Source organism: Methanofastidiosum sp., from assembly GCA_020854815.1.
Lineage (GTDB): Archaea > Methanobacteriota_B > Thermococci > Methanofastidiosales > Methanofastidiosaceae > Methanofastidiosum.
On sequence record JAHKLW010000033.1, the window covers coordinates 22,274 to 46,723 of the forward strand.

Consider the following 24,450-nt stretch of genomic DNA (forward strand, 5'->3'; position numbering starts at 1 on the left):
TTTTCATTTATTTCCAAAATTCGTATCATGTAAAACACTTATATAGTATTATTCTTATTTTTTGACATGGAACCAGAAGTTGGAGATGTAATTACATTAAGGAAGGGGCAAATTAGTTATGAAGGCATAGTGATACCCTCTCCAAAAAAAGATTCAATTATTATTAAATTATCAAACGGTTATAATATAGGTTTCCAGAAAGACACTGTTGAAATAATCAATGTAGAGAAAAAACAAAAACCTAAAATTTTTTCTGAAATAAAATTTCAAAAAAGAAACGATATTCCTGAAATATCCCTTATATCAACAGGAGGTACAATCGCCTCTAGAGTTGACTATGAAACTGGTGGGGTAAGATGGCTAATGAAGCCAGAAGAGATATTTTTTATGGCCCCAGAGCTGTCTGATATAGCAACATTTAGAAATATCTCTTCTCCTTTTCAAATTGCTTCAGAATCAATGACATTTGAATGTTATAGAATCCTAGCCAAAGAAGCGGCAAAAGAATTAAACTCAGGATCAAAGGGAATAATTATTACTCATGGTACAGATACACTTCACTATACATCAGCCGCTTTATCTTTCATGCTTCAAAATCTGTCTAAGCCAGTTTGTCTTGTAGGTGCGCAAAGAAGTCCCGATAGAGGAAGTTTTGATGGTTCTATGAATCTCATTTGTGCTTCATACGTTGCAGGACATTCAGATATAGGCGAAGCGGTCATTGTAATGCATGGTGAGATGAGTGATACCTATTGTAATGTTCTTAGAGGAACAAAAGTTAGAAAAATGCATTCTACCCGAAGAGATACTTTTAAACCTATTAACACATCACCATTGGCTAAAGTTTTCATGAACGGAAAAATTGAGAAATTATCGGATTACAGAGTAAGAAACGACGAAAACGAGGTATATCCGGATATAGAGTTGGAAGAAAGAACTGCAATTATTAAAGCATATCCAAATTTTAATCCCGAAATTCTTGATTATTTTATCGATAAAGGGTATAAAGGATTAGTGATTGAAGCATCAGCACTTGGTCATGTTCCGACTGATACAATAAATGATAAATTTTCATGGGTAAAATCAATTAAGAGGGCAAGAGAAGAAGGCGTAATAATTGTTTTTGCAACACAATGTCTCTTTGGACGAGTTGATCCATTTGTATACTCAAATGGTAGGATAATGGAGGAAATGGGAGTTATCTATGTTGAGGATATGCTACCAGAAACGGCATATCTCAAACTTTCATGGATTTTGGGCCATACCAACGAATACTTTGAGGTAAAAAGAAATATGCTGGATAATATGACAGGCGAAATAAACTATCGCATTAAGGGTGATAAAAATGGATTATAAAGAACTTGGCCTTAAAGTAGGATTGGAAATTCATCAGCAACTAAACACTAAAAGAAAATTATTTTGTCATTGCCCAACCGTTCTTAGAACGGATAATCCTTTGGATACGATTGAACGAAAACTTAGACCAACACCCTCTGAGATAGGTGAAGTAGATGTTGCTGCATTGAAGGAATACATGAAAGGAAAAACCTATATTTATCAGTATTATGATTCAAATTGTCTCGTTGAGCTCGATGAAGAGCCTCCGCATAACGTTTCTGACGAAGCTAAAATAATAGGGGTGGAAGTATCATTACTTCTTAATTCTAATATAATTGAAGAAATACAAGTAATGAGAAAAACAGTTCTTGATGGTTCAAATACTTCAGCATTTCAGAGAACCATGCTTATCTCAACAGATGGATTTATTGAAACAAAAGAAGGGCCTGTTTCTATTCTCACAGTATGTCTTGAAGAAGACGCAGCAAGAATAATTAGTCAAGATGAGGCCACTAAAACATTCAGACTCGATAGATTGGGGATTCCTTTAGTTGAAATTGCCACTGGGCCAGACATATCAAATCCCGAACAAGCAAAGGAAGCGGCGTATATTTTAGGCCAAATCTTAAGAGCCACAGGGAAGGTAAAGAGGGGTCTTGGTACTATAAGGCAGGACCTAAATGTTTCAATCAAAGAGGGCGGAAGAGTTGAACTAAAAGGTGTTCAAAAGTTAGAATTGATACCTCTATGGGTAGAAAGAGAAATAGAAAGACAAATTAATCTTGTCGAAATCAAAAAAGAATTGCATCGTCGAAGTTCTGAAAAAGAACTTGAATTTAAATTCATTGAAATAACAGATATATTTTCCAATACTTCATCCAAAGTTATTGTCAACTCAATTAAAAAAAATGGCGGCGTCTACGGAATTAAATTGAAAAGTTTCAAAGGCATTTTAGGAAAAGAAATACAAAAAGGCAGAAGATTTGGAACTGAATTAGCAGACCATGTGAAAACATACGGGTTATCCGGATTATTTCACTTAGATGAGCTTCCAAACTATGGGATAACTGCCGATGAAGTGAGAAAAATAAAAACTAAATTAAAAATTAATGAATTAGATTCATTTGTTATTGTCAGTGGAAAAGAAAGCATATGCCATAAGGCTTTAGAAGAAGTATTTGAAAGATGCAAAAAGGCCTTTTCTGAAGTACCGAACGAAACACGAGATGCCTTAGAAGATGGAAATTCCAGATATTCTAGGCCACTTCCGGGCAGAGCAAGAATGTACCCCGAAACTGATATTTTACCATTTACCATTGATACAAAGCTAATTGAAAATATTAAAGAAAATTTACCAGAAACATTCGATGAAAAAGTAAACAAATTTGTCTCCAAATATGGCCTCAAGAAGGAAGAAGCAGAAAAGATTGTGTATGAAAACCCTGAACTTTTTGAAAGAGTTACATCTTCTCTTGATATAAAATCTACTATTTTCATTAAGGCCTTAGACTTATCAAAAAACTTGGAAAGAGAAGAGGGATATATAACAGAGGACGATACACTATACTTACTTTTTGAGAAAGTATCAAAAGGAATAATTGCAAAAGAAGGGATTGAAGAAGTTTTGAAGAGAGTTTCAAAAGGAGAAGATATTGAAAAAGTCATATCAGAATTCTCTTCAGAGAACAATTCTTCTGATGTTGAATTTGCTATTGAGAAAATTATTCTTGAGAAAAGAGATTTCATAATAGAAAAAGGAGACCGCGCTATTTCTCCACTAATGGGTTTATGCATGAAGGAATTTAGGGGAAAAGTTGACGGTAGTTTAATCAATAAAATTCTAAAAGAAAAGATAGAAGAAATCCTCAAATCTTCTTAAAAAATATATCCTTCCTATTTTTGAAAATAGTTAATTATTTAAAGGCCCTTCCAAAAGACTTTCTAGAAGAAAATTCTAAAGATTTTATTTCCTAATTTTATTCTTTAGGAGGAATTATAATGTGTGGTTTTATTGGAAGCTTTCCTAGCCGAGATAATGATAGTGTATCAAAAGGGTTAATTACCATCCTGCATAGAGGGCCGGATGACAATAATATAGTTGAATCTGAAATGGGTGCCTACGGCCACTGCAGGCTTGCCATACTTGATGTTGATTGTGGTATACAACCAATGGAATATGATGGCCATTTGATAGTTTTTAATGGAGAAATATACAATCACAAGAATCTACGCTCTTTATTGAATGAAGAATTTTTAACTGACTCTGACACTGAAACGCTTTTAAGACTTTATTTAAAATTTGGGCCAGAAATTGTAAACAAATTTAACGGCATGTTTTCGTTTGCCATTATTAACAAAAATAGTTTATTCTTGGCAAGAGACCCTATTGGGATAAAGCCTTTATATTACTTGAAAAATGAAGATACTCTTTATTTTGCATCAGAGATTAAAGCCCTATCTGGTTTAGACGGGATAATTAATGAATTCCCTATTGGAACATATTGGCATTCCAACTTTGGATTTAAAAAATATCATGATTTTTCTAATTCATTAATGCCAAATCTAAAAACATATCCATTTTTAGAGGAAGATTTAATTAAAATAAAAGACTCTCTAAAAAAGGCCGTTAAATTAAGATTGATTGTAGATGAAAATGTTCCGCTTGGCGTTGCTTTAAGTGGTGGGCTTGATAGTAGTATTATAACGGCCCTAGCAAGAGAGCAAAAAGATCCTTTGGATACGTTTGCTGTGGGCACACTTGGATGTAAGGATTTGGAATTATCCTTAATGGTTTCTGAATATTTGGATACTAACCACCATACTTATTTGTATGATGCCGAAGATATTCTAAAAGTCCTCCCTACAGTGATAAAGCACTTGGAGTCTTTTGATGCTGCATTACTCCGAAGCGCAGTTCCAAATTATTTTCTTGCAAAGCTGGCTTCAAAATATGTTAAAGTAATATTAACTGGTGAGGGGGCAGATGAATTGTTTGGCGGATATAAATACATGTCAGAAATATCTAATCCGTATGAATTCCAAAGTGAATTATACAATCTGATATCTAATCTACATAATACAAATCTTCAACGTACCGATAGGATGACCATGGCATTTAGTTTAGAAGCAAGAGTACCTTTTCTCGACAAAAATGTTATTGAAACTTCATTAGGGATTCCTGTAACCTGGAAATTACATCACAAAAAAAGAGTTGAAAAATATATTTTAAGAGAAGCATTCAAAGATATGTTGCCTTATGAGATTATTCATAGGCCAAAAGAAAAATTCTCTCACGGCGCCGGGTCAAAAGATTTGATGGCAAATCATGCAGAGAATCAGATATCGAATAAGGAATTCGACAAAGAAAAAAATATAGGAAAAAATATAATATTAAGATCAAAAGAAGAACTATTATATTATAGGATATTCAACGATATATTTGGGGACTCTATTAACCCAGAAACTGTGGGCAGGACTAGATCAATAGTAAAGGATGAATTGATAAAAATATAGATTTTACAAAATATATTTAAATTAGCTAGTACCATAGAAGTTTGTGAAAATATGAAAGACTTAGATTTCTTTTTTAATCCTTCTTCTATCGCAGTCATAGGCGCTTCAGACACTGTTGGGAGTGTGGGTTATGAAATAATGAAAAATCTCCTTGAAGACTTTCCTGGAGAACTATACCCAATAAATATTAAACAAAAACCTATTTTTGGCAAACCTAGTTACAAGAGTATACTTGACGTGCCCAAAACTATTGAAATGGTAGTTATAGCCATTCCAGCACAATATGTTGCTGACGTTTTAGAAGAATGTGGTAAAAAAGGTGTAAAGGGAGTAGTTATAGTTTCTGGAGGATTTTCAGAAATTGGAGAAAAAGAGAGGGAAGCTAATCTTTTAGAGATATCTAATAAATATGGCATTAGAATAATAGGTCCAAATTGTATAGGAATTTACGATAATTTTTCTGGCGTAAATACAGTATTTTTATCAAAGGAGAAAATTTCTTTCCCTCAAAAAGGTAATATTTCTTTTATTTCACAGAGCGGGGCATTTGCAGGACTTATATTGGACTGGACAAGTAAGGAAAGAATTGGAATATCAAAAGTTGTAAGCTATGGAAATAAAGTAGATGTAAATGAAGCTGACCTTATTGACTACTTATATGATGATGAAACCTCAAAAGTTATTTGTTTGTATATTGAAGGCATACGTCGTGGTCTTAGATTTATGGAATCTGCAAAAAGAGCCTCAAAAAAAGTGCCCATTCTCGCATTGAAATCCGGCAAAACTAAATCTGGAGCTAAAGCCGCTTCAAGCCATACTGGAAGCCTTGCAGGAGAGGATATAATATATGACTCTGCATTTAAACAATCTCACATAATAAGGGCAAGTAATTTTGAAGAACTTTTTGACATGGCAAAAGCTCTAGAAAAACAGGTTTATCCTAAGAGTGACGGGGTTGCAATTTTGACTAATGCGGGCGGACTAGGGGTAATGACAGCAGATGCATTAGAAATGAATGGACTTAGACTTGCCAATTTGGGCGAAGAAACAGTAGAAAAGCTAAAGACCCAGTTTCCCGAAAGAGTAGTTGTTTCAAATCCAATGGACTTAGTTGGAGATGCAGATAAAGAACGTTATGAAATTGCTCTAAAATCCCTTATGGAAGATAAAGACGTAGGTTTAATCGTAGTTATTTTGTTACTTCAGGTTCCAACACTTTCCTTAGATTCTGCAGACATAATCCTCAATATTAAAAAAAATTCTGATAAACCCATTATTATTCTAGCAGCAGGAGGAGAAATCATAACTCCATGCCTTAGAAAATTGGAAGAAGGTGGGCTTGCAGTTTACCCTTCTCCTGAGAGAGCAGCTAGAGCAGCATACGCCTTAGTTAATCATGCAATAGTTCGAGGTGATATCCATAGAGAGGGTAAGGAAAATATTGGAATTTGTAAGATCTGAAGGAAGAAATTCTTTGATGGAACATGAAGCTAAGGAAATAATGAAAGCTTATGGGATAAAAGTACCAAAAGAAGGAATTGCAACTTCTGAAGAAGAAGTACTAAAAATTGCAAGAAAAGTAGAGTATCCGGTAGTACTAAAAATTGCGTCACCCGATATCCAACACAAGACTGATGCAGGTGCAGTATTTTTGAATTTATCAAAAGCAGAGGATATTTTAGAAGGATATAGGAAGGTAATACAGAACTCAAAGAACTTTAAGCCTGATGCAGACATAAGAGGAGTAATAGTCCAGCACATGATGCCAAAGCAAAGAGAAGTTATTATAGGAGTTTCTAAGGACAATCAATTTGGCCATGTTCTCATGTTTGGGCTTGGCGGTATATTTGTTGAAGTATTAAAAGATGTATCTTTTAGGATTATCCCTATTGAAATGGAAGATGCATACGAAATGATTTCTGAGATAAGATCACATCAGATGCTTTGTGGTGTCAGGGGAGAAAAACCATCAGATATAGATGCACTCGTGGATATTATGCTAAAAGTATCAAAATTTGTTTCAGATTTTCCTGAAGTAAAAGAACTCGATTTAAATCCGGTATTTGTTTCCGAAAAAGGTGCTGTAGCCGTAGATGCGTTGATTGTAATAGAGTAATCATTCAATTGCTTCATAATATAAATCATTAAAAGAGCCTTTGTAACTTGCATTGATTAATGAGTAATATCTTGTTTTTTCGATATAGTCACTTGCACTACTAGTTGGATCAAAAACAACCCAGTTCCCTTGATAAAAAAGCTCTACCCATGCATGGCCCGTATTTGATGAAGTGAGACCAAATACTACTTTTACATCTTCTGGACTATATCCTTTTGCCCTTAATAAAGTGCACAATAAAATAGCTTGATCTTCACAGTCACCAGTTCTTAAGTTAAGTGTTTCTTCTGGTAATTGCCAATATTCGAATCTATAGTCGTAAGTTAGATAATCCTCTTCGTACTTAATTTCATCACGCACAAATCTATATATTATAACAGGGTCATTTGTACTAATCCCATTAGAAAAAGACTTTATACTCTGATTTTCAGGTGTTATAAAAACAGTCATATCATATTTTTTTAATTTTTCATAGATATTTATTTCTTCTTTTAATATGTTTATACTTTCGATTCTTTGATTTATTCTGTCCTTAAGATTCTCTATGTTTTTGTTTTCAGTGACAATATTAAGTTCTATCGCCTTAACTTTAGCTTCAATATTAGATCTTTCGTTATTGTAGTAAAGAAGTCTATTCTCTAGTTCTTTCTCTTGGATTAAACTATTGCTATATTGGTAATGCTTAATTAAAAAACCTGAAAATAAAACTGATGAAAAGATCATTAGGATGATAATTAGGATCTTAAAATTTTTGTATTCCATTTTATGACCTCATCAGTTTTTTATCATTGAATCTGAATAATTCTTCGACACTATATACCTTATATATATCATTTTTATTAAATGAATCAAAATTATTATTTTCCCTGGGTAAAAGCAAATATATATTTCCATTCAGTTTCAGCTCTACCCATATATCTGAAGAAGTGGAATTGAGCAAATTTATTTTTGCACCAACCACTTCAACGTCATTTTCACTGAATCCAGAGGCCCTAAGCATAGAAACTAATAAAATAATTTTATCTTCATATTCTCCTTTTTTGCTTTGAATAATATTTTTTGGATAGTTCCAGTAGTCGATTCTACCATTTCGTATTAGCTTATCGTCTTTCTTAATTTCGTCTCTTGCGTAATTGAATATTGCTCTAGCTTTTTCCGCATTTCCCATACTAGGAGTAATAATCTGATTAAGAGTTTCGGTAACTAAAGAATCATTTAAATCAACAAAAATTCTAGGATCTTTTGATTCATATATCTTATAAGAACTAATTTCTTGATTTAATTTATTTTGGGATTCTAGGAGAAATAATTCTTCTTCATTTAATTTATCTTTATACTGGACCATTTCTTCAAGTTCAAATCCTTTTTCCATTAAAGTAGAATTAGTTTCTTGAAGCTCTAAATATGATTCCATAATTTTTTCTTCTATTTGGTAATTTGATTTTATTTGAAAGTTTAATTTGTGTGTTTCTGACATAAACATAAACGAAAACAATATAATTCCAAATATAAAAAAAGAAACAACAAAAAATCTCTTCATCATATTTTTTTAAATATTAAATCTATATTTAAGAATAACTTAAATCAAATATATGATTTAATTTGGAATTCTTTATTATTAAAAATATTTAAGATTTAAAGAGATAAGTTATTAGTTGTATACTAATCAGAACCGATTATTTTTCTTGCTGCCATTGTAAGGGGATCTAGAGCGCTAGATATTGGGGGGGCGTATGACGTTTCTGAAGTTGCAAGTTGATGAACTGTTGTTTTCCTACCTATAAGGAGTGACATAGCGTCTATCCTTCCTTTTACTCCTTCTTTAGAAATAACTTGGGCCCCAATTACTCTGTAATCACTGTCAGACAATATCTTAACGTAGATATCTTCTCCACGTGGATAATATTTTGCTCTCGTTAATCCTTTTGCATTACCTTCTATTGGATTTATCCCGTATTCTAGTGCCTTTTCTTTTGTAATCCCTACTGTACCAACTTCCAATTCTCCAATAACAGCTATACTTGGACTCGATATGGGCCCAAAAACTGAATTTTTTCCATTAATATTATCTGCTACCACTACACCTTGCCTTATCGCTGTGGATCCTAATGCACTTATTGTTGATTTATGGGTAATAATATCTGTTACTTCAACGCAATTACCACAAGAATATACATTCTTAAGGAATTTACCCTTCCTTCTCACCCTTAGTGAGGCATCTGTAACAATTCCTCCAGTACTTCCAGTTTCAATACCTGCGTTTTTTGCCAATTCTACATTTGGTCTTACACCCACTGACACAAGAACTAAATCCGTTTCAAACTCATTTCCATTGGCTTTAACATGATTTACTTTTTTCTCACCTAGAATTGCTGAAGCGACTGTGGACGTATGTATATTCATATTTAGATATGTTAGATAATTTTCTACTATGATACTCATATCCTTATCAAGCATATTTGGGAGAACACGATCTTTCATTTCAATGACTCTTGATTTGAGCCCCTTTTTAAGAAAAGCATGGGCCATTTCGAGACCTATCGCCCCAGCGCCTATAATTGTTGGCGATTTTGTGTTTTTTAAAGAGTTAGATATTTTAAAGGCGTCTTCTAGAGAATTCAAAAAATAAACGCCCTCAAGATCTATTCCCGGAACAGGAGGTATTATTGGTTTTGCCCCAGTGGCGATTACTAAAATATCATATTTTAATGTTTCATTACCCAAAATAATCTCATTATCGTCCATATTTATTTTATAAACAGCAGTATTATTCAATATGTTAATGTTCATTTCGGAATAATATTTCATATCTCTAAGAATGAGTGTATCGAATGAATTAATCATCCCAGAAATTACAAATGGAATGCCACAAGGACTATAAGCGAAATATTCGCGATCTGTAATTACAGTTATTTCTATATTTTTGTTTTTTCTCCTTACTTGAGAAGCAACAGGTAGGCCCGCAGCTCCTGCACCTATAATTACAAGGTGTTTTGGCATGTCTATTATAAAAAGATAAAGACCTTTTAAAGTTAAGGTTTAATATCTATATAGTACTGGCCACTATTCACATCTTCATTCACAAAGCATTTCTTAGAATAATTATCAAAAAAATACCTGCTGTATTCAGAACATAAGAGATAATCCCGAAGTGTCTAAGTTTTATGTTTTTTACCAAAGCTAGAATTACAACCCCTATTTCATCGGGGAGAGGCGATGATATAAAAAATGCCCCTATGATATATGCCAGATATTTTCGATAAGTTTCAGGTATTTTGTTCAATGTAAAAAGAGAAATTTTATGTTGTGAAAAATCTTTTATCTCGTCATTAAATGATATACGTATAAAGTGGAATATTATTACATCGCCTACTAAAGACCCAATACCCGCAATTATACCCAATAATAAGATATTTTTATTGGCCGAAAATATTAAAATTAGAGCAGTTGCAATCGGTGCGGTAAAGGAAAATACATAGAATATGCCCGAAATAAATATACCTAGGTATCCTAATTCAATAAAACTTTCAGGTATGGCATTTCTTAAACTCCCGAAGAGAAAGAAAGTCAATATATAAATTGTACCTAAAGTTTTAAATTTTTTATATTTCAACTTATCACGTCGGAATAGATTTATTATTTCTTATTTGGTGAATCTTATAGAGAAGATATTTTTTCATAAATTAATTTTTTAGCATTATTTTTTGCATCAAGATTATCCAGTATTACCATCATTTCTTCTTCTGCTTTTAAATGTATCAAGTAATCGGCATGCGTTTCCAATCTAGTTTTTGCATCTTGTCTGTTTGGCCCATCATTATGATAGGCACAATATAAGATGCCAATAAGGAAACAACTAGATTTAAGAATATGAATGGGTAAGGATACCATTGATTAATTCATGCAGTAATATTCAAAGATACCCATATTGATAAAATAACCGAACAAAAATGAATTTCCACGAGCCTATCTTAGATGTGGCCCAATCGGATGCCTTTTCTCCAAAAGTTAAATATAAATTTCTATTTTCATAAAGAGTAGTCGAAAAACATATAAGAAGAATAATTGTAGAAATCTCAAGGCAATTATAGGTGGAGGTATAATGAAATTAATAACTTATTTAATAATTGGGATGTTGCTTTTAACATCATTGACATTTGTTTCTGCAGATAATAAAAATTTTGATGTAATTGTACTCCAAGGATCATCTCTTAAAGCTGGTACAGAAAATAATTTAGTTACAGTTACAATAAATAATGAAACTTCTTTAGAATTTCAGACTGTAAAAGTATATCTAGATCTTTCAGCTCCCTTTTCAGCTTCCCGTAAAGAATCAGATCAGTTTGTTATTGGAAATCTTACAACAATTCCCAAAGGGGCTTTTTTTGTAGTCGATGTTGACGGCGGGGCTGCATATGGAAATTACAAAATTCCCGTGATTATTGAAACAAATAGGGGAAATTATCGTGAGGAGATAGAAGTCAAAGTTATTGGAGATACTCTTGTTAGCGTTGAAGACTTTTCTATTGATGGAGTAAAAGGGCAAACAGTTGATCCTGGGAAAATATTTAATATTAATCTCCGATTGAAGAATGTTGGAGGTAACAGACTACAATGGATAAAAGTAGAACTTAACACACAGGATCCCGGGATTGTTCCAGTTTCTTCATCACTAACTAAAACATTCCAAGACTTAAGGACAGGAGAATATATTATTGCATCGTATGATCTCTCAATTGGTAAGGATATCGTTCCAAAGAATCATATCATGTCTCTTGTTTTAACTTTTCAAGATAATCTTGGAGTAACCTATACTCAAAATGAAGTTCTTGGTCTAAAGATAAGAGGACAGCCCCAGTTGGAACTTGGTAGAAGAACAACAGATCCAACAAGAATTGTCCAGAATCAGCCTTTTGTGTTAACATTGAAGATAGAAAATATTGGAACAACCAACGCAGATAACGTTAAACTAAAAATTGAATCTCCGTTTACTGGAGACAGTGAAGCATACCTTGGTAAGATTCAAAAAGGGGATTATGCCAATGGGGTTTTTGCCTTAAATTCTGGAGCAAATAATGGAGAAATTAAATGCAAACTCATTATTACTTACAATGACGATCAAGGTTCGCATACTAATGAAAAAGAGTTCTTTGTATCTGTCAATTCTATCCCTCAAGCAACTGGAGGACAAGTTGCGGCTAATTTGATTGTTCCTGTAATAGTACTGGCTATGATTATTGGTGGAATATATCTATACCGAAAAAGAAGAAAATCGAAAAAAGAGGGGTCTTCTAAAGAGATATCTGAGCAATAAATTGAAATCTTTAGAGGTTAAGTAAAAATGGAACCACCGGTAATTGATGCAAGGGCACTATACAAGTGCTATACTCTTGGAAATGCTCAGATTCCTATTTTGCGGGGAATAGACCTTACCGTAGAAAAAGGAGAAATTGTCGCTTTAATGGGGCCATCTGGGTCAGGTAAGAGTACACTTTTGGGGATACTTGGAGGTTTAGACTTACCTACTTCGGGTAAAATACTAATAGATGGAATTGATATAACAAGGCTTCCTGAAAGTAAACTTGCAGAGATCAGAGGTAGGAAAATTGGATTCGTTTTCCAGGCATATAATCTCGTTTCAACTCTTACGGCAATTGAAAATGTGATGTTACCTGCTTATTTTGTTAAAGGCAAGAAAAAAGATCCTGAAGAGCTTCTTGAGATAGTAGGACTTAGCCACAGAAGGAATAACAAGCCGAACGAGATGAGCGGCGGTGAACAGCAAAGAGTAGCTATCGCAAGAGCATTAATAAATAATCCTAAAATTCTTTTCGGTGATGAACCTACGGGTAACTTAGATACTAAGACAGAAGTTAAAATATTAAATCTATTTAAGAGATTAAGGGAAGATTATGGCTCTACTATTTTTTTAGTTACGCATTCTGATGAAGTAGCTAAGATCGCCGATCGTATTATTCATATCAGAGATGGAAGATTGGAAAGGGAGACAAATGTTGGAAAAATCAAAAATTAACATATATTTTAAATATGCTGCAACCTCCCTTTTAAGAAGAAAACAACGATCTCTTTTTTCTTTACTTGCGATTGCCATAAGTATATCCTCAATAGTGGCAATTAGCCTTATGGGAAATTCTGTCGATTACACTCTTCAAAGTAGTGTTAAATACTATTTTGGAGGAGATTTGCGTCTAGATATGGATGCAATTGGCTTTAGAACTGGTGAATTCGACTTCAAAGAAACAGAGGAATTTATCATCTCTTTGAGAGATAGGGGTACAATTCAAGATTACACTTATCAGATAGATACTGTTAGAGGAACTGATATCCAAAGAGAGGGCGTAACTCAGACATTTTTAGGTCTCAGAGGAGTTGAAATAGGGAAATATCCTCTTTATAACGAGATCCCTGTTATTGAACCAGAAGGTGCTAAATTTAATTCTTTGATAAAAGAACCTTATGACATTGTAGTCAATGACATATTAGTTCAAAATCTTAAATTAAAATTAGGCGATACACTTCCAGTTCTTTCAGATAATGGAAGAACCGAATTCAAAGTTGTAGGCATAGTAAAAGAAGGAGGAGGAGTTGCAGATATCTTTGGAGTTGGGATAATAAGGCATGAAACGATGCTTGAATTACTTAAACTTAATGAAAGAGATGCAACAAGTTTTTTCATAAAAACTCAGAACGATTCATTAATGTATGATGCTGAGAGGTCTTTAAAAACAGAGTTCATTGAGAGAAATAAATATGATATTAGAGTTAATAATTATGTAGATCAAAATAAAGAAACAATTCAGATATTGAGGCCAGTACTTCAGTTTTTTGGACTTGCAGGTATTATAGCATTATTAGTTGGTGCTATAGGCATAATCACAACAATGTTTATTTCAATGAAGGAGAGAAAAAAAGAAATAGGGACAATGAAAGCCGTAGGAATTAAAAGTGGAGAAGTACTTAATTTCTTTCTTTTCGAAGCGTTACTTCTAGGTGTTACTGGCAGCCTTTTAGGTGTTATTTTAGGAATTATAATCTCTACTCAACTAGTATTAGTCGCCGAGGCATTATTTAATACACCTCTAATTTTAGTAATTGATCCGTTCATTTTAGTATATGGATTTCTAGTGGGCGTGTTTTCAGTATTGACATTTCAAATTGTTCCCGCGTATATTGGAAGTCAGATTAGGCCAATAATAGTTCTTAAAGACATGGAAGGAGAAAAACCCTTTTATAGGGATTGGGGATTCATAAAAATAGTATTTATCTCTTTTTTAGTCTTTGGGGGCATACTCTATATTAATTTACGTTCATTATTATTAGTTCTTGGGGTTTATGGATTAATTCTCTTAATGTTCATTTTCACGATTGTTGCAAGATATATAATTAGATTAGTTTCAAGATTCCCAACATTTAATCTTGTATCTCTAAAGCTAGGCCTGAGGAGTATAGAACGAAATCATTGGACCGTTGCAACAGCACTTTTGGCAATTGCAATTGGACTTGGAAGTGTTGGGGCAGTATTAACAACTGGTGAAGGACTTAAAGATTTTGTAGCCGACGCTTTTTCCTCATTTGCAGACTATGATGTTCAGATAAATGGAATATCCGATTCAAAAATTTCGATAATGGAAGAAAGACTTTTACTAATGGAAGAAGTAAAAACTATTTATAGAACAACAGATGAATTCTCAGGATTTTCAGTGAATATTAAGGCAGTCAATGGTAAAGATATCTATAGATATATTAGTGATTTTACAGAGGAGAAACGTAAACAAGCCGAAGAGGGATGTTTAAATGTAAATATAGGGGGCCGAAATCTTGAACATAATCCTCTTAATCTGGTAACATTTAGAACAATAAAAGGAAGGCTTCTAGATAAACAAGACATTGGAAAAAACAGAATAATCGTGTCAACTAGATGTGTAGAGACATTTGGGTTTGATGTAGGCGATAAGATTACATTTGAATTTAATGATTACAATGTTGACATGGAGATTGTTGGAGTATATTCCCCAAGTTTCCAAGGAGGTGGACCTCCCTCTTCAAATCTGGGAATTATAACTTCAGTTGAAACTCAAGACAAGATTAGAAGAACATCTTCAAATAAACAATTTAATATTTTAGAGATAAATAACCTCAGTCTAAAGGATTATGTTTCTGTATTGCCTCCGTCTCAAGCTAAATTCATTCCAATTTTCTCAAATCCAAAAGCGAATATAGTCGGTTTAGAATTAGAAAATGAATTTTTTGGCAGATATGACACAGAAGGCATAATAATATCTACAAAACTGGCACAATCGTTAGGTTTAAAGAAAGGCGACACTTTACTGCTAGAAGAAAATGATTACAAAAAGATATTTATTATTCGGGAAATTAGAGAGGGACCATTCAATAAGGATGCGGAGATTATCATTCCCTACAAGGCTTTAGAAAGAACATTTCCAGATATATATTCCTATACCCTCAATGTAATTGCAAAAGAAGGACAGTTAGAATCTTTATCTAAAAAAACTAAATCAATGTTTGCGCCTGACTATTACGTGTTTGAATCTTCAGAAGTGTTGTCGATAGTAAATAGATTAATAGATCAAGTAGTTATTCCTATATCTTTGCTTGCATCATTTTCTCTTTTTGTCGCAATAATTGTAATATCTAATACAATGTATCTCTCTATACTTGATAGAAAGAGAGAAATAGGCATAATGAAAGCAATCGGGGCAAGTAATCTTACGGTGTTAAAGAATCTTGCAGTTGAAAATCTGGCAATAGGTACAATAGGGGGAATCCTTTCTTTAGTAATTCTATACATGGCTTTCGTAGGATTATCTTTAATCTTACAGATTGGTAACATTCCTATTAGTTTTGCCATATTGATGGGCATATTCACCTTATCCCTCGTTGTTTCTGTCTTAGCGTCAATCATACCGGCGTACAACACTTCAAAAATAAGACCCTTATCTGTTCTAAGATATGAATAATAAATTGTCCAGTACCATCTGGACAAAACCAAGATAACCGAAAATCTTATAAATGGATTGATTAGATTAACTTCAGGTGAACTTAAGTGGCCGTTTCACGAAGCTGTCCAATGCGAATAGTTGTCAGAGATTTAGATGCGCCGTTTGACGATTCTCCAGTAGAATACATGAAATGTGTTTGTGAGTCTTTAGGAATTGTTACTGGCAGGGATGTAAACAAGACAGCAATTACAGTATTTAGGGCGATAATTGAAAAATCAGCCATCGATATGGCATTTCAAGTACAGATTTGGCGGAAGAACTCTCGATGTCTCGTGGAGCCGTTATCAATCAACTCAACAAGCTAATTGAATGTGGCCTTATAAGAAAAAGTGGAAGAAATTATACTCTCCGAGGTGGAAATCTAACTAGAACAATGATGGAGATTAGAGGGAATTTTGATAGACTCTTTGAACGACTAGAGAAAGCTGCAACCTATATGGACAATTGCTTTGGCTTCCCAAGGGAGAATAGAATCTATAAAAAATTATAGGTGTTGTAATGGCAGAAGAAAATGAAATACTTGAGAATAATGAAGACAAAATCACTGAACTAGAAAAAAAAATATCTCAACTTGAGGACCAGCTTTCCCAAAATGAATCAAAGTTAAAGGAAACTTTTGAAAGACTATTAAGAAGCGAAGCAGATTTTCAGAATCTTAAAAAAAGAACGGAAAAAGAAAAAGACGATACAAGAAAATATGCTCTACAGGATGTAATAATGGGAATTTTAAACGTGCTTGATCATATAGAAAGAGGAATAAAAGTCTATAAAGACTCAGAGAAAGATATTTTAGACAGGGGAGAAGTGCTGAAAGGAATGGAACTTATATACAAAGATCTAAGGGATGTACTCAGTACTCATGGACTATGTGAGATTGAATGTGTAGGCAAAGAATTTGACCCATACTACCACGAAGCTTTGGCCACAACTTGTTCAGAAGAGACTGAGGATAATACAGTAGTGGAAGAATTTCAAAAAGGATATATTTTAAATGATAGGGTCATAAGACCTTCAAGAGTTAAAGTAACAAAAAATGAATAATTAATATGGTATTATATAAAATGAGGTGAATTATAATGGGAAAAGTATTAGGAATTGATTTAGGAACAACAAATTCATGTATGGCCATAATAGATAAAGGTCAACCTCTTGTCATACCCAACGCAGAAGGTGGAAGAACTACTCCGTCCGTTGTGGGCGTTTCATCAAAAAGTGAATGGTTGGTAGGCAGAGTGGCAAAGAATCAGATTGTTTCAAATCCAGAAAACACTGCCTATTCAGTTAAAAGATTTATTGGCAGAAGGTATGATGAAGTTGACAGTGAAAAAAAGATTATCCAGTATACAATAAAATCAGGAAATAATCAGGAAGTAAGAATAGTTCTTGGTGGAAAGGATTATACTCCTGAAGAACTTTCTGCAAAAATCCTTAGTAAACTTAAAGATGATGCAGAAGCATATCTTGGAGAAAAAATCACTGAAGCCGTTATCACTGTTCCCGCTTACTTCAATGATTCTCAAAGAAAAGCAACAAAAGATGCCGGAGAAATAGCCGGACTTAAAGTCTTAAGAATTATCAATGAACCTACGGCAGCAACTCTTGCGTACGGCCTTGATAAACAGGAAGAGCAAACTGTCCTCGTTTATGACCTCGGAGGGGGTACCTTTGATGTTTCAATTCTTGAAATAGGCGAAGGAGTATTTGAGGTAAAATCTACAAATGGCGATACTCATTTGGGCGGTGACGATTGGGATCAGCGCGTAGTCGAATGGTTAGTTGAAGAATACAAAAAACAATATGGAAAAGATATAACTAAAGACAAAATGGCTATGCAAAGATTAAAAGAAGCTGCTGAAAAGGCAAAAATTGAATTGTCTGGATTAGCTGAAACCTCTATTAACTTACCATATTTAACTGCAGACGAAACTGGGCCAAAACACTTAGAAGTGTCTTTATCTAGATCTAAATTTGAAGCAATGACAAAGGATCTCATCGATAGAACAATGAAACCAATCCAACAAGCAATGACTGATGCCAAGGTAGAACCAGAAGACATTGATTCTATATTACTTGTAGGTGGATCAACAAGAATGCCCCAAGTATATAACTATGTAAAACAGTACTTTGCCAAAGAACCGAGAAGAGACATAAATCCTGATGAGTGTGTGGCAATTGGTGCAGGAATTCAAGGTGGGGTATTAAAAGGGGAAGTAAAGGATGTACTTCTTCTAGACGTCACGCCATTATCCCTAGGAATCGAAACTTTAGGAGGAGTATTCACTAAATTGATTGATAGAAATACAACTATACCTACAAAGAAAAGTGAAGTTTTCTCAACAGCTACAGATAATCAATCTTCAGTAGAAATACACGTACTTCAGGGAGAAAGACCAATAGCGGCAAACAACCATACTCTTGGTAAATTTACTCTAAGCGGTATACCACCTTCTCCGAGGGGTGTACCTCAAATAGAAGTTACATTTGATATTGATGCAAATGGAATTCTAAATGTCACAGCTAAGGACAAGGGAACCGGAAAAGAACAGAGCATTACAATACAAGCATCGGCCAATTTATCCAAGAATGAAATAGAAAATCTAAAAAAAGAAGCCGAAGCGAATGCACAAGAAGACACTAAAAAGAAAGAATTAGTAGAAGCAAGAAATCAGGCAGATACTGTGGTATATACAACTGAAAAGGCAATAAAAGATTTTGCAGATAAAATAGATTCATCAAAGAAATCCGAATTAGAAGCGTTAATCACTGAATTAAAGAATTCCATGAATGGTGATAATCCTCAGGAAATAAATGAAAAAACAGAGAAACTATCCAAAGCAATGTACGAAATAAGTGCTAAGATTTATCAACAGACACAAAGCTCTCAAGAACAGCCAAGCGAGGAACCAAAAACTGAAGGTCAAACTAATGCAGGCGATAACGTTTACGATGCTGATTTTGAAGTAACAGACGAAGATAAAAAAGATTAATTTATTTTTTCTATTATTTTGAGGTTTTAGGATGACTAAAAGAGACTACTACGAAATTCTAGAAATTAATAAAAATGCTAGTGACGATGAAATAAAAAAGTCATACAGAAGACTTGCTAAAAAATATCATCCTGATCTCAACAAAGGAGATAAAGCAGCTGAAGAAAAATTCAAAGAGATTTCTGAAGCATATGAAATCCTGATGGACAAAAATAAAAAAGCTAACTATGATAAATATGGCCATGCAGGGGTAAATAATCAGTTTGGGCGAGAAGGATTTGAATGGAGTAACTTTACTCATTTCTCCGATTTAGAAGACATCTTTGGAGGTGGCTTTGGAGGAGGAGGTTTTGGGGATTCTATTTTTGACATATTTTTTGGTTCTTCTGGACAAAGAGGAGGAAGTTACCGCCCACAAAGAGGTAGAGATCTTAAAACAGAGATATCTATAACACTTGAAGAAGCATACACCGGAACAAAAAAATCACTTAAAATGAATAAAGGACTAAAATGTTCTGATTGCCAAGGAACTGGATCAAAAGGAGGTTCTCCTCCAAAAGTTTGTCCTGCATGTGGAGGCACCGGCAGAGTTCAAGCTAGGAGAGATACAGTTTTTGGCACTTTTGCAACAGTCACTGCATGCAATACTTGTGGGGGAAGGGGTAAGGTAATTGTAGAAAAATGCCCTAAATGTAGCGGCATTGGCAGTGTGCGTGGAGAAAAAACAATTAGCATAGACATACCTAAAGGTATTGAAGACGGAAGTACCCTTAGAATATCCCAAGAAGGCGAAATTGGGTCAGTTGGGGCCCCCTCTGGGGATTTATATGTTGAGATCAAAATTATCCCTCATAGCAAATTCAAGAGAGAAGGCCCAGATTTGATATATTCACAACCAATTGGGATAGCTCAAGCTGCATTAGGCTGCTCATTATCCGTACCTACAATTGATGGGAAAGCAAATGTGAAGGTTCCAACAGGAACCCAACCAGAAACTATTTTGAGATTAAAAGGTAAGGGCATGCCTAAAATTAGAGGGTTTGGAACAGGCGATCTTCTCGTAAAAATAAAGATTGAAATCCCAAAGAATTTAACCTCAGAAGAAAAAGACATACTGAAAAAATATGCTCAGGTAAGAAAAGAGAATCTTAATTAATTTATTCTCTCCACTTAATTCTATGAGCATCAAAAATACAATTGTAACATTGAAAGCTATAAAATAGAGTATATACTTACAGATTAACTAATCTTAGATAATAATAACCTATAAATAGTACAGCAATCAATTGTTATATATATATGGGGGAGAAGAATGACCTATCTTAGAGAGAACATTGGCCCTAATGGAAAAAAAACAAGTCCTAGATTACTAGAAGGGTTGAAAAACTTCATTATAGATATTGATGGAGTAATATGTGATGACATACCAAACGAAGAGCCAGAAAGGATGGGATCTGCAAATGAGATTCCAAATGCTAAATTAACTATTAATAAATGGTACGATGAAGGTCACATCATTACATTTTTTACCTCTAGAACAGAAAAAGAGAGAGATGTAACGGTCAAATGGTTAAAAGAACATGAAATCAAATACCATAACATTATTTTTGGTAAACCTAGGGGTGGAAATTATCACTATATTGACGATAAAGACATAAGAGCGACAAGATTTGAAGGTAAATTTGGGGAGTTTGTTAAAAAAACTAAAGAAATACAAGTTTTTGAATAAATTCTTAAAAATATTTTACATTGTACATTTAGAACCTTGGTTCAGCGGTTAATTAGATAACAGAGAATTCCTTGAATATGTTAATTATAAAAGCAAATAAATTTCCTTAGTTTAATATAAAATATGAAAAAAATATTTTTTTTTGTTCTATTCTTTTTGTATCATTATTATTTTATCTTATAGATTACCCAAATATAGTTATAACTAAAATATTCCATAGTTCTTATAAAATAATCTGAATAAAAATAAATAATAGAGATTAATTGTATCCTTTTTTATATCGATCATAGTTAGAAATATTTTTATATTCTTGTTTCATAAGTACTTATATGAGTTATGAGAGTGATTTGAATTTCTATTTTTTTAATAGTTTAACTAAAAGAATAGATAAGCTAGATATACCTAAATCAAAAGAAATTAAAATGTTCACATGTGGCCCTTCAATTTACCGAAAACCACATATTGGAAATTATAGAACTTTTATATTTGAAGATATACTCCAGAGATATTTGGAATATTTGGGATATAAAGTAACAAGATTGATGAATTTTACCGATATTGAAGATAAAGCAATCGAAGAAGCTAAAGTCAAGGGGACAACTGTAAAAAAATTGACAAAAAAAATAGCAGATATATTTCATGATGAAATAAAACTTCTTAACATTAAGACTCCAACTTACATCGTAAGATCAACAGAAGCGATTGAGGAGACAATTAATATAATTGCAAAACTGGTAGAAAAGGGCTATGCGTATTACTATAAAGAAGATATCTATTTTGATCCTACTAAATTTAAAAATTTTGGAAAACTGTATGGTCTCGACATGACTAAATGGCCAAAAAAGAAGATTCGATTTAAAAGAGATAATTATTCAAATAATGTATGGAATTTAGGTGACTTTATTCTATGGCATTCCTGTAAAGATGAAGCCTATCCATGTTGGGATGCGCCAATAGGGAGGGGGTGGCCAGCATGGAATGCTCAAGACCCAGGGATTATTATGCATTCATTAGGGGCTAAAGTTGATATCTGTTGTGGCGGTATTGATAACAGATTAATGCACCATGACTATAATATTGCTATAATGGAAAGCTGCTCTGGAGAAGATTTTTGCCCTTATTGGTTACATGGTCATCATCTTTTTGTAAATGGAAAAAAGATGTCAAAAAGAAAAAATAATATTCTGTATGTTGAAGATCTTATAAAAAATGGTTATTCAATCAAAGAAATACGATTCTTTTTGATATATTCTCACTATCGTGAAAAAATGAATTTTACTTTTTACAAATTTGATAGAACTTCAATAAAACTTGATGAATTTGTAAGAATGATTAATCACATTGTAACAATGAAAAACATTGAATATTCTTCGCCTACAGTGTCAAGATTAATAGACGAGTTATCTAATGCCTTTGAAGAAAATATGGGAAATGACTTAAATGTAAAAAAAGCTTTTGACAATGTTTATGTGATTATCAAGAAATTATATGCCTATAAACAGAAAGGGACGATTAGTGATAAAGATTCTGAACTTATTTCAAATAAAATGCTAAAAATAGATGAGGTACTACAAGTAATATTTACCAATCAGTAGTGATCTTTATGATAAGAAAATCTTTACTATTAAGAATTTTTGATTCTGCTTATATGCAAAGATGGAATGACAAAATAAGGCCTCTAGAACTTGTAGAACTTGATAAACAGGGACATAAGATGATAATTGCCTATGTCTTGGGCAAGTACGAAGAAAAAAAGAGCGATTTCAGCTGGATAGACATAATAGAAGGAGGCATATTTGAACTTCTGCAAAGAATAGTTATTACGGACCTTAAGCCGACAATTCTCTATGAATTTAAAAAAGATGAAGACAAATACAGAAAATTAAATCAGTGGGTATTTAAAGAGCTAGAACCAGTAATATCTCCTTTAGGCACAGATTTTTCAGAGAGATTTAGGGCATACTTTAATGATAGCGACGATACATTAAATAAAAGAGTTCTTAGCGGCGCTCACTTTTATGCAACTAGGTGGGAATTTGACATAATTAAACAGTTGAATACACATGATTACGAAATGATTGGAATTGAGCGTGATCTACAACAAAAACAGAACAGATATTATGACCTTGAAGGCATAAAAGCTGGAGCTTATACCAAATTCGGGAGATTTATTAGTTTTGCTGGTCAACTTAGATTTCAGGCTAGATGGGCCCATGTACACAGAGTTCCAAAAACATCTGTATTGGGACATATGATGTTTGTTGCTATCCTATCCTACCTTTTCTCCCTTGAAATAGATGCATGTGAGAAGAGAAGAGTGAATAATTTTTTTACCGGACTTTTTCATGATTTGCCCGAAGTCCTAACAAAGGACATACATTCCCCTTTAAAAAGATCCGTTGAAGGATTAGAGGGATTAATCAAGGGTTATGAAAAGGAGCAGATGGAAGAGAAAGTCTATCCTTTGATCCCAAAAGACTGGCATGATCAGCTTAGGATGTTTACTGAAAATGAATTTGAGAATATCATTCACAATAAAGGAAAGCCCAAGATAATTTATGAAGATATTGAATCAGAATTTAATTTTGACAAATATTCTCCCAGAGATGGTAAACTAATTAAAGCTATTGATAAAATCTCTGCATTTATAGAGGCTTATGAAGCCATAAAGAATGGTAGTGCTAGCCCTGAATTGCATAAAGCAAGATGGTCTCTGAAATTTGAATCTGAGAAAAATCCCATTAATTCGGGAATAAATTTTGGAGAAATATATGCTGATTTCGATTAGGTGTTTTAATGAAAAAACTTAGGATAATATCTTGGAATGTAAATGGGTTGCGTTCAGTGGCAAAAAAAGGATTTTTTGAGTTCTTAGAGAACGATAGTCCAGATATACTATGTATTCAAGAAACAAAGGCAAGAGATGAAGATATATATAACGAATTAAAAGAAATACCCGATTATTATTCTTATTTCTCTTCACCGGGAAGAAAGGGGTACAGTGGAGTAGGAGTATACTCAAAAGAAGAACCATTATCTGTGAAAACTAATTTCGGAATAGATAAGTTCGACGTAGAAGGAAGGGCCTTAATCCTTGAATATCCTAATTTTAGGCTATTAAACATCTATTTTCCAAATGGAAAAATGTCTAATGAAAGGCTGAAATACAAAATGGATTTTTATCAGATGTTTTTAGATTATACTAAAGATTTACTTATTCAAGATAAAAAAATAATAGCATGTGGAGATGTAAATACTGCCCACAAAGAGATTGATATTGCAAGACCAAAGGAAAATGAAAAAATATCTGGTTTTCTGCCTGAAGAAAGGGCTTGGATTGACAAATTTATTGAAACAGGATTTATAGACACTTTTCGCCATTTTAATAAAGAACCCAGCAATTACAGCTGGTGGGACTATAAGAGTAAAGCAAGAGAACGAAATGTTGGATGGAGAATTGATTATTTTTTCATTAGTAATAATTTGATTGAAGCTTTAAATTCGGCATTTATTCTTAACAAAGTAATTGGATCTGATCATTGCCCAATAGGAATAGAACTATCAATGCCATAAGATATTATAAATTGTGTAATCTGCTAAAAATTTCGCCTAGCTTTAAATCGCTCTTTTGCCTTAAATGGCATGAAGCTTAAGGATGCAGATCTTGAGGCGATTGTACTTAGGGTAACAAAGTACAAACTTCCCACAAGAATCGTTGCCTCTCAG

Annotated in this window: 22 protein-coding genes; 17 read left to right on the forward strand and 5 right to left on the reverse strand. The window is 33.3% G+C overall.

The annotated features are described in order from the left end of the window. Positions 1-66: 66 nt before the first annotated feature. The 5 genes from gatD to KO464_04420 all read left to right on the forward strand — a co-directional run bounded on the left by gatD (position 67) and on the right by KO464_04420 (position 6,967). On the forward strand, positions 67-1,356 hold the full coding sequence (gatD, locus tag KO464_04400; GenBank protein ID MCC7572614.1) for a Glu-tRNA(Gln) amidotransferase subunit GatD: 1,290 nt from the start codon (positions 67-69) through the stop codon (positions 1,354-1,356). Then, the gene (gene gatE, locus KO464_04405) at positions 1,340-3,217 is read left to right on the forward strand and encodes a Glu-tRNA(Gln) amidotransferase subunit GatE (protein MCC7572615.1); all 1,878 of its coding nucleotides are present in this window, start codon (positions 1,340-1,342) and stop codon (positions 3,215-3,217) included. The genes gatD and gatE overlap by 17 nt, the downstream gene beginning before the upstream one ends. Before the next feature lie 119 nt (positions 3,218-3,336). Next, positions 3,337-4,851 (forward strand): asparagine synthase B, encoded by a 1,515-nt coding sequence (gene asnB / locus KO464_04410; GenBank protein MCC7572616.1) that lies wholly within the window; start codon positions 3,337-3,339, stop codon positions 4,849-4,851. A gap of 51 nt (positions 4,852-4,902) precedes the next feature. Then, positions 4,903-6,312 (forward strand): CoA-binding protein, encoded by a 1,410-nt coding sequence (locus KO464_04415; protein MCC7572617.1) that lies wholly within the window; start codon positions 4,903-4,905, stop codon positions 6,310-6,312. Continuing rightward, a complete protein-coding gene (locus KO464_04420) occupies positions 6,263-6,967 on the forward strand; it encodes an acetate--CoA ligase family protein (protein MCC7572618.1) in 705 nt (234 codons plus the stop codon). The genes KO464_04415 and KO464_04420 overlap by 50 nt, the downstream gene beginning before the upstream one ends. On the opposite strand, the gene KO464_04425 is transcribed toward KO464_04420, so the two are convergent. From KO464_04425 to KO464_04445, 5 genes are all read right to left on the reverse strand, one after another. Beyond that, positions 6,968-7,729: a transglutaminase-like cysteine peptidase gene (locus KO464_04425; GenBank protein MCC7572619.1), complete on the reverse strand. Its 762-nt coding sequence runs from the start codon at positions 7,727-7,729 to the stop codon at positions 6,968-6,970. A gap of 1 nt (position 7,730) precedes the next feature. Further along, positions 7,731-8,510: a transglutaminase-like domain-containing protein gene (locus tag KO464_04430; protein MCC7572620.1), complete on the reverse strand. Its 780-nt coding sequence runs from the start codon at positions 8,508-8,510 to the stop codon at positions 7,731-7,733. Between the two features lie 119 nt (positions 8,511-8,629). Next, positions 8,630-9,967, reverse strand: a complete 1,338-nt coding sequence (locus KO464_04435) for an FAD-dependent oxidoreductase (protein ID MCC7572621.1) — start codon at positions 9,965-9,967, stop codon at positions 8,630-8,632. Positions 9,968-10,046: 79 nt separating this feature from the next. Next, positions 10,047-10,580, reverse strand: a complete 534-nt coding sequence (locus KO464_04440; protein ID MCC7572622.1) for a hypothetical protein — start codon at positions 10,578-10,580, stop codon at positions 10,047-10,049. 145 nt (positions 10,581-10,725) lie between these two features. Next, entirely contained in the window at positions 10,726-10,866 is a 141-nt protein-coding gene (locus tag KO464_04445) for a DUF1003 domain-containing protein (protein ID MCC7572623.1), read from the reverse strand. Between the two features lie 203 nt (positions 10,867-11,069). Between KO464_04445 and KO464_04450 the strand changes: the two genes are divergently transcribed. From KO464_04450 to xth, 12 genes are all read left to right on the forward strand, one after another. Next, positions 11,070-12,281 (forward strand): hypothetical protein, encoded by a 1,212-nt coding sequence (locus tag KO464_04450; protein ID MCC7572624.1) that lies wholly within the window; start codon positions 11,070-11,072, stop codon positions 12,279-12,281. A gap of 27 nt (positions 12,282-12,308) precedes the next feature. Then, on the forward strand, positions 12,309-13,001 hold the full coding sequence (locus KO464_04455) for an ABC transporter ATP-binding protein (GenBank protein MCC7572625.1): 693 nt from the start codon (positions 12,309-12,311) through the stop codon (positions 12,999-13,001). Continuing rightward, positions 12,979-15,966 (forward strand): ABC transporter permease, encoded by a 2,988-nt coding sequence (locus KO464_04460; protein MCC7572626.1) that lies wholly within the window; start codon positions 12,979-12,981, stop codon positions 15,964-15,966. Before KO464_04455 ends, KO464_04460 begins: the two co-directional genes overlap by 23 nt. An 86-nt stretch (positions 15,967-16,052) precedes the next feature. Then, on the forward strand, positions 16,053-16,313 hold the full coding sequence (locus KO464_04465) for a hypothetical protein (protein ID MCC7572627.1): 261 nt from the start codon (positions 16,053-16,055) through the stop codon (positions 16,311-16,313). Next, positions 16,256-16,498: an ArsR family transcriptional regulator gene (locus KO464_04470; GenBank protein MCC7572628.1), complete on the forward strand. Its 243-nt coding sequence runs from the start codon at positions 16,256-16,258 to the stop codon at positions 16,496-16,498. Before KO464_04465 ends, KO464_04470 begins: the two co-directional genes overlap by 58 nt. Before the next feature lie 8 nt (positions 16,499-16,506). Continuing rightward, positions 16,507-17,049, forward strand: a complete 543-nt coding sequence (gene grpE, locus KO464_04475) for a nucleotide exchange factor GrpE (protein MCC7572629.1) — start codon at positions 16,507-16,509, stop codon at positions 17,047-17,049. 35 nt (positions 17,050-17,084) lie between these two features. After that, a complete protein-coding gene (gene dnaK / locus KO464_04480) occupies positions 17,085-18,995 on the forward strand; it encodes a molecular chaperone DnaK (GenBank protein MCC7572630.1) in 1,911 nt (636 codons plus the stop codon). A gap of 31 nt (positions 18,996-19,026) precedes the next feature. Continuing rightward, complete coding sequence (dnaJ, locus tag KO464_04485; GenBank protein ID MCC7572631.1) at positions 19,027-20,151, forward strand: molecular chaperone DnaJ; 1,125 nt, start codon at positions 19,027-19,029, stop codon at positions 20,149-20,151. A 156-nt stretch (positions 20,152-20,307) separates the two neighbouring features. Further along, a complete protein-coding gene (locus tag KO464_04490) occupies positions 20,308-20,724 on the forward strand; it encodes a phosphoheptose isomerase (GenBank protein MCC7572632.1) in 417 nt (138 codons plus the stop codon). Positions 20,725-21,053: 329 nt separating this feature from the next. Further along, positions 21,054-22,319 (forward strand): class I tRNA ligase family protein, encoded by a 1,266-nt coding sequence (locus KO464_04495; protein ID MCC7572633.1) that lies wholly within the window; start codon positions 21,054-21,056, stop codon positions 22,317-22,319. Positions 22,320-22,327: 8 nt separating this feature from the next. Beyond that, positions 22,328-23,512 (forward strand): HD domain-containing protein, encoded by a 1,185-nt coding sequence (locus KO464_04500; protein ID MCC7572634.1) that lies wholly within the window; start codon positions 22,328-22,330, stop codon positions 23,510-23,512. Between the two features lie 8 nt (positions 23,513-23,520). After that, positions 23,521-24,297: an exodeoxyribonuclease III gene (gene xth, locus KO464_04505; GenBank protein MCC7572635.1), complete on the forward strand. Its 777-nt coding sequence runs from the start codon at positions 23,521-23,523 to the stop codon at positions 24,295-24,297. The last annotated feature ends 153 nt before the right edge of the window (positions 24,298-24,450 follow it).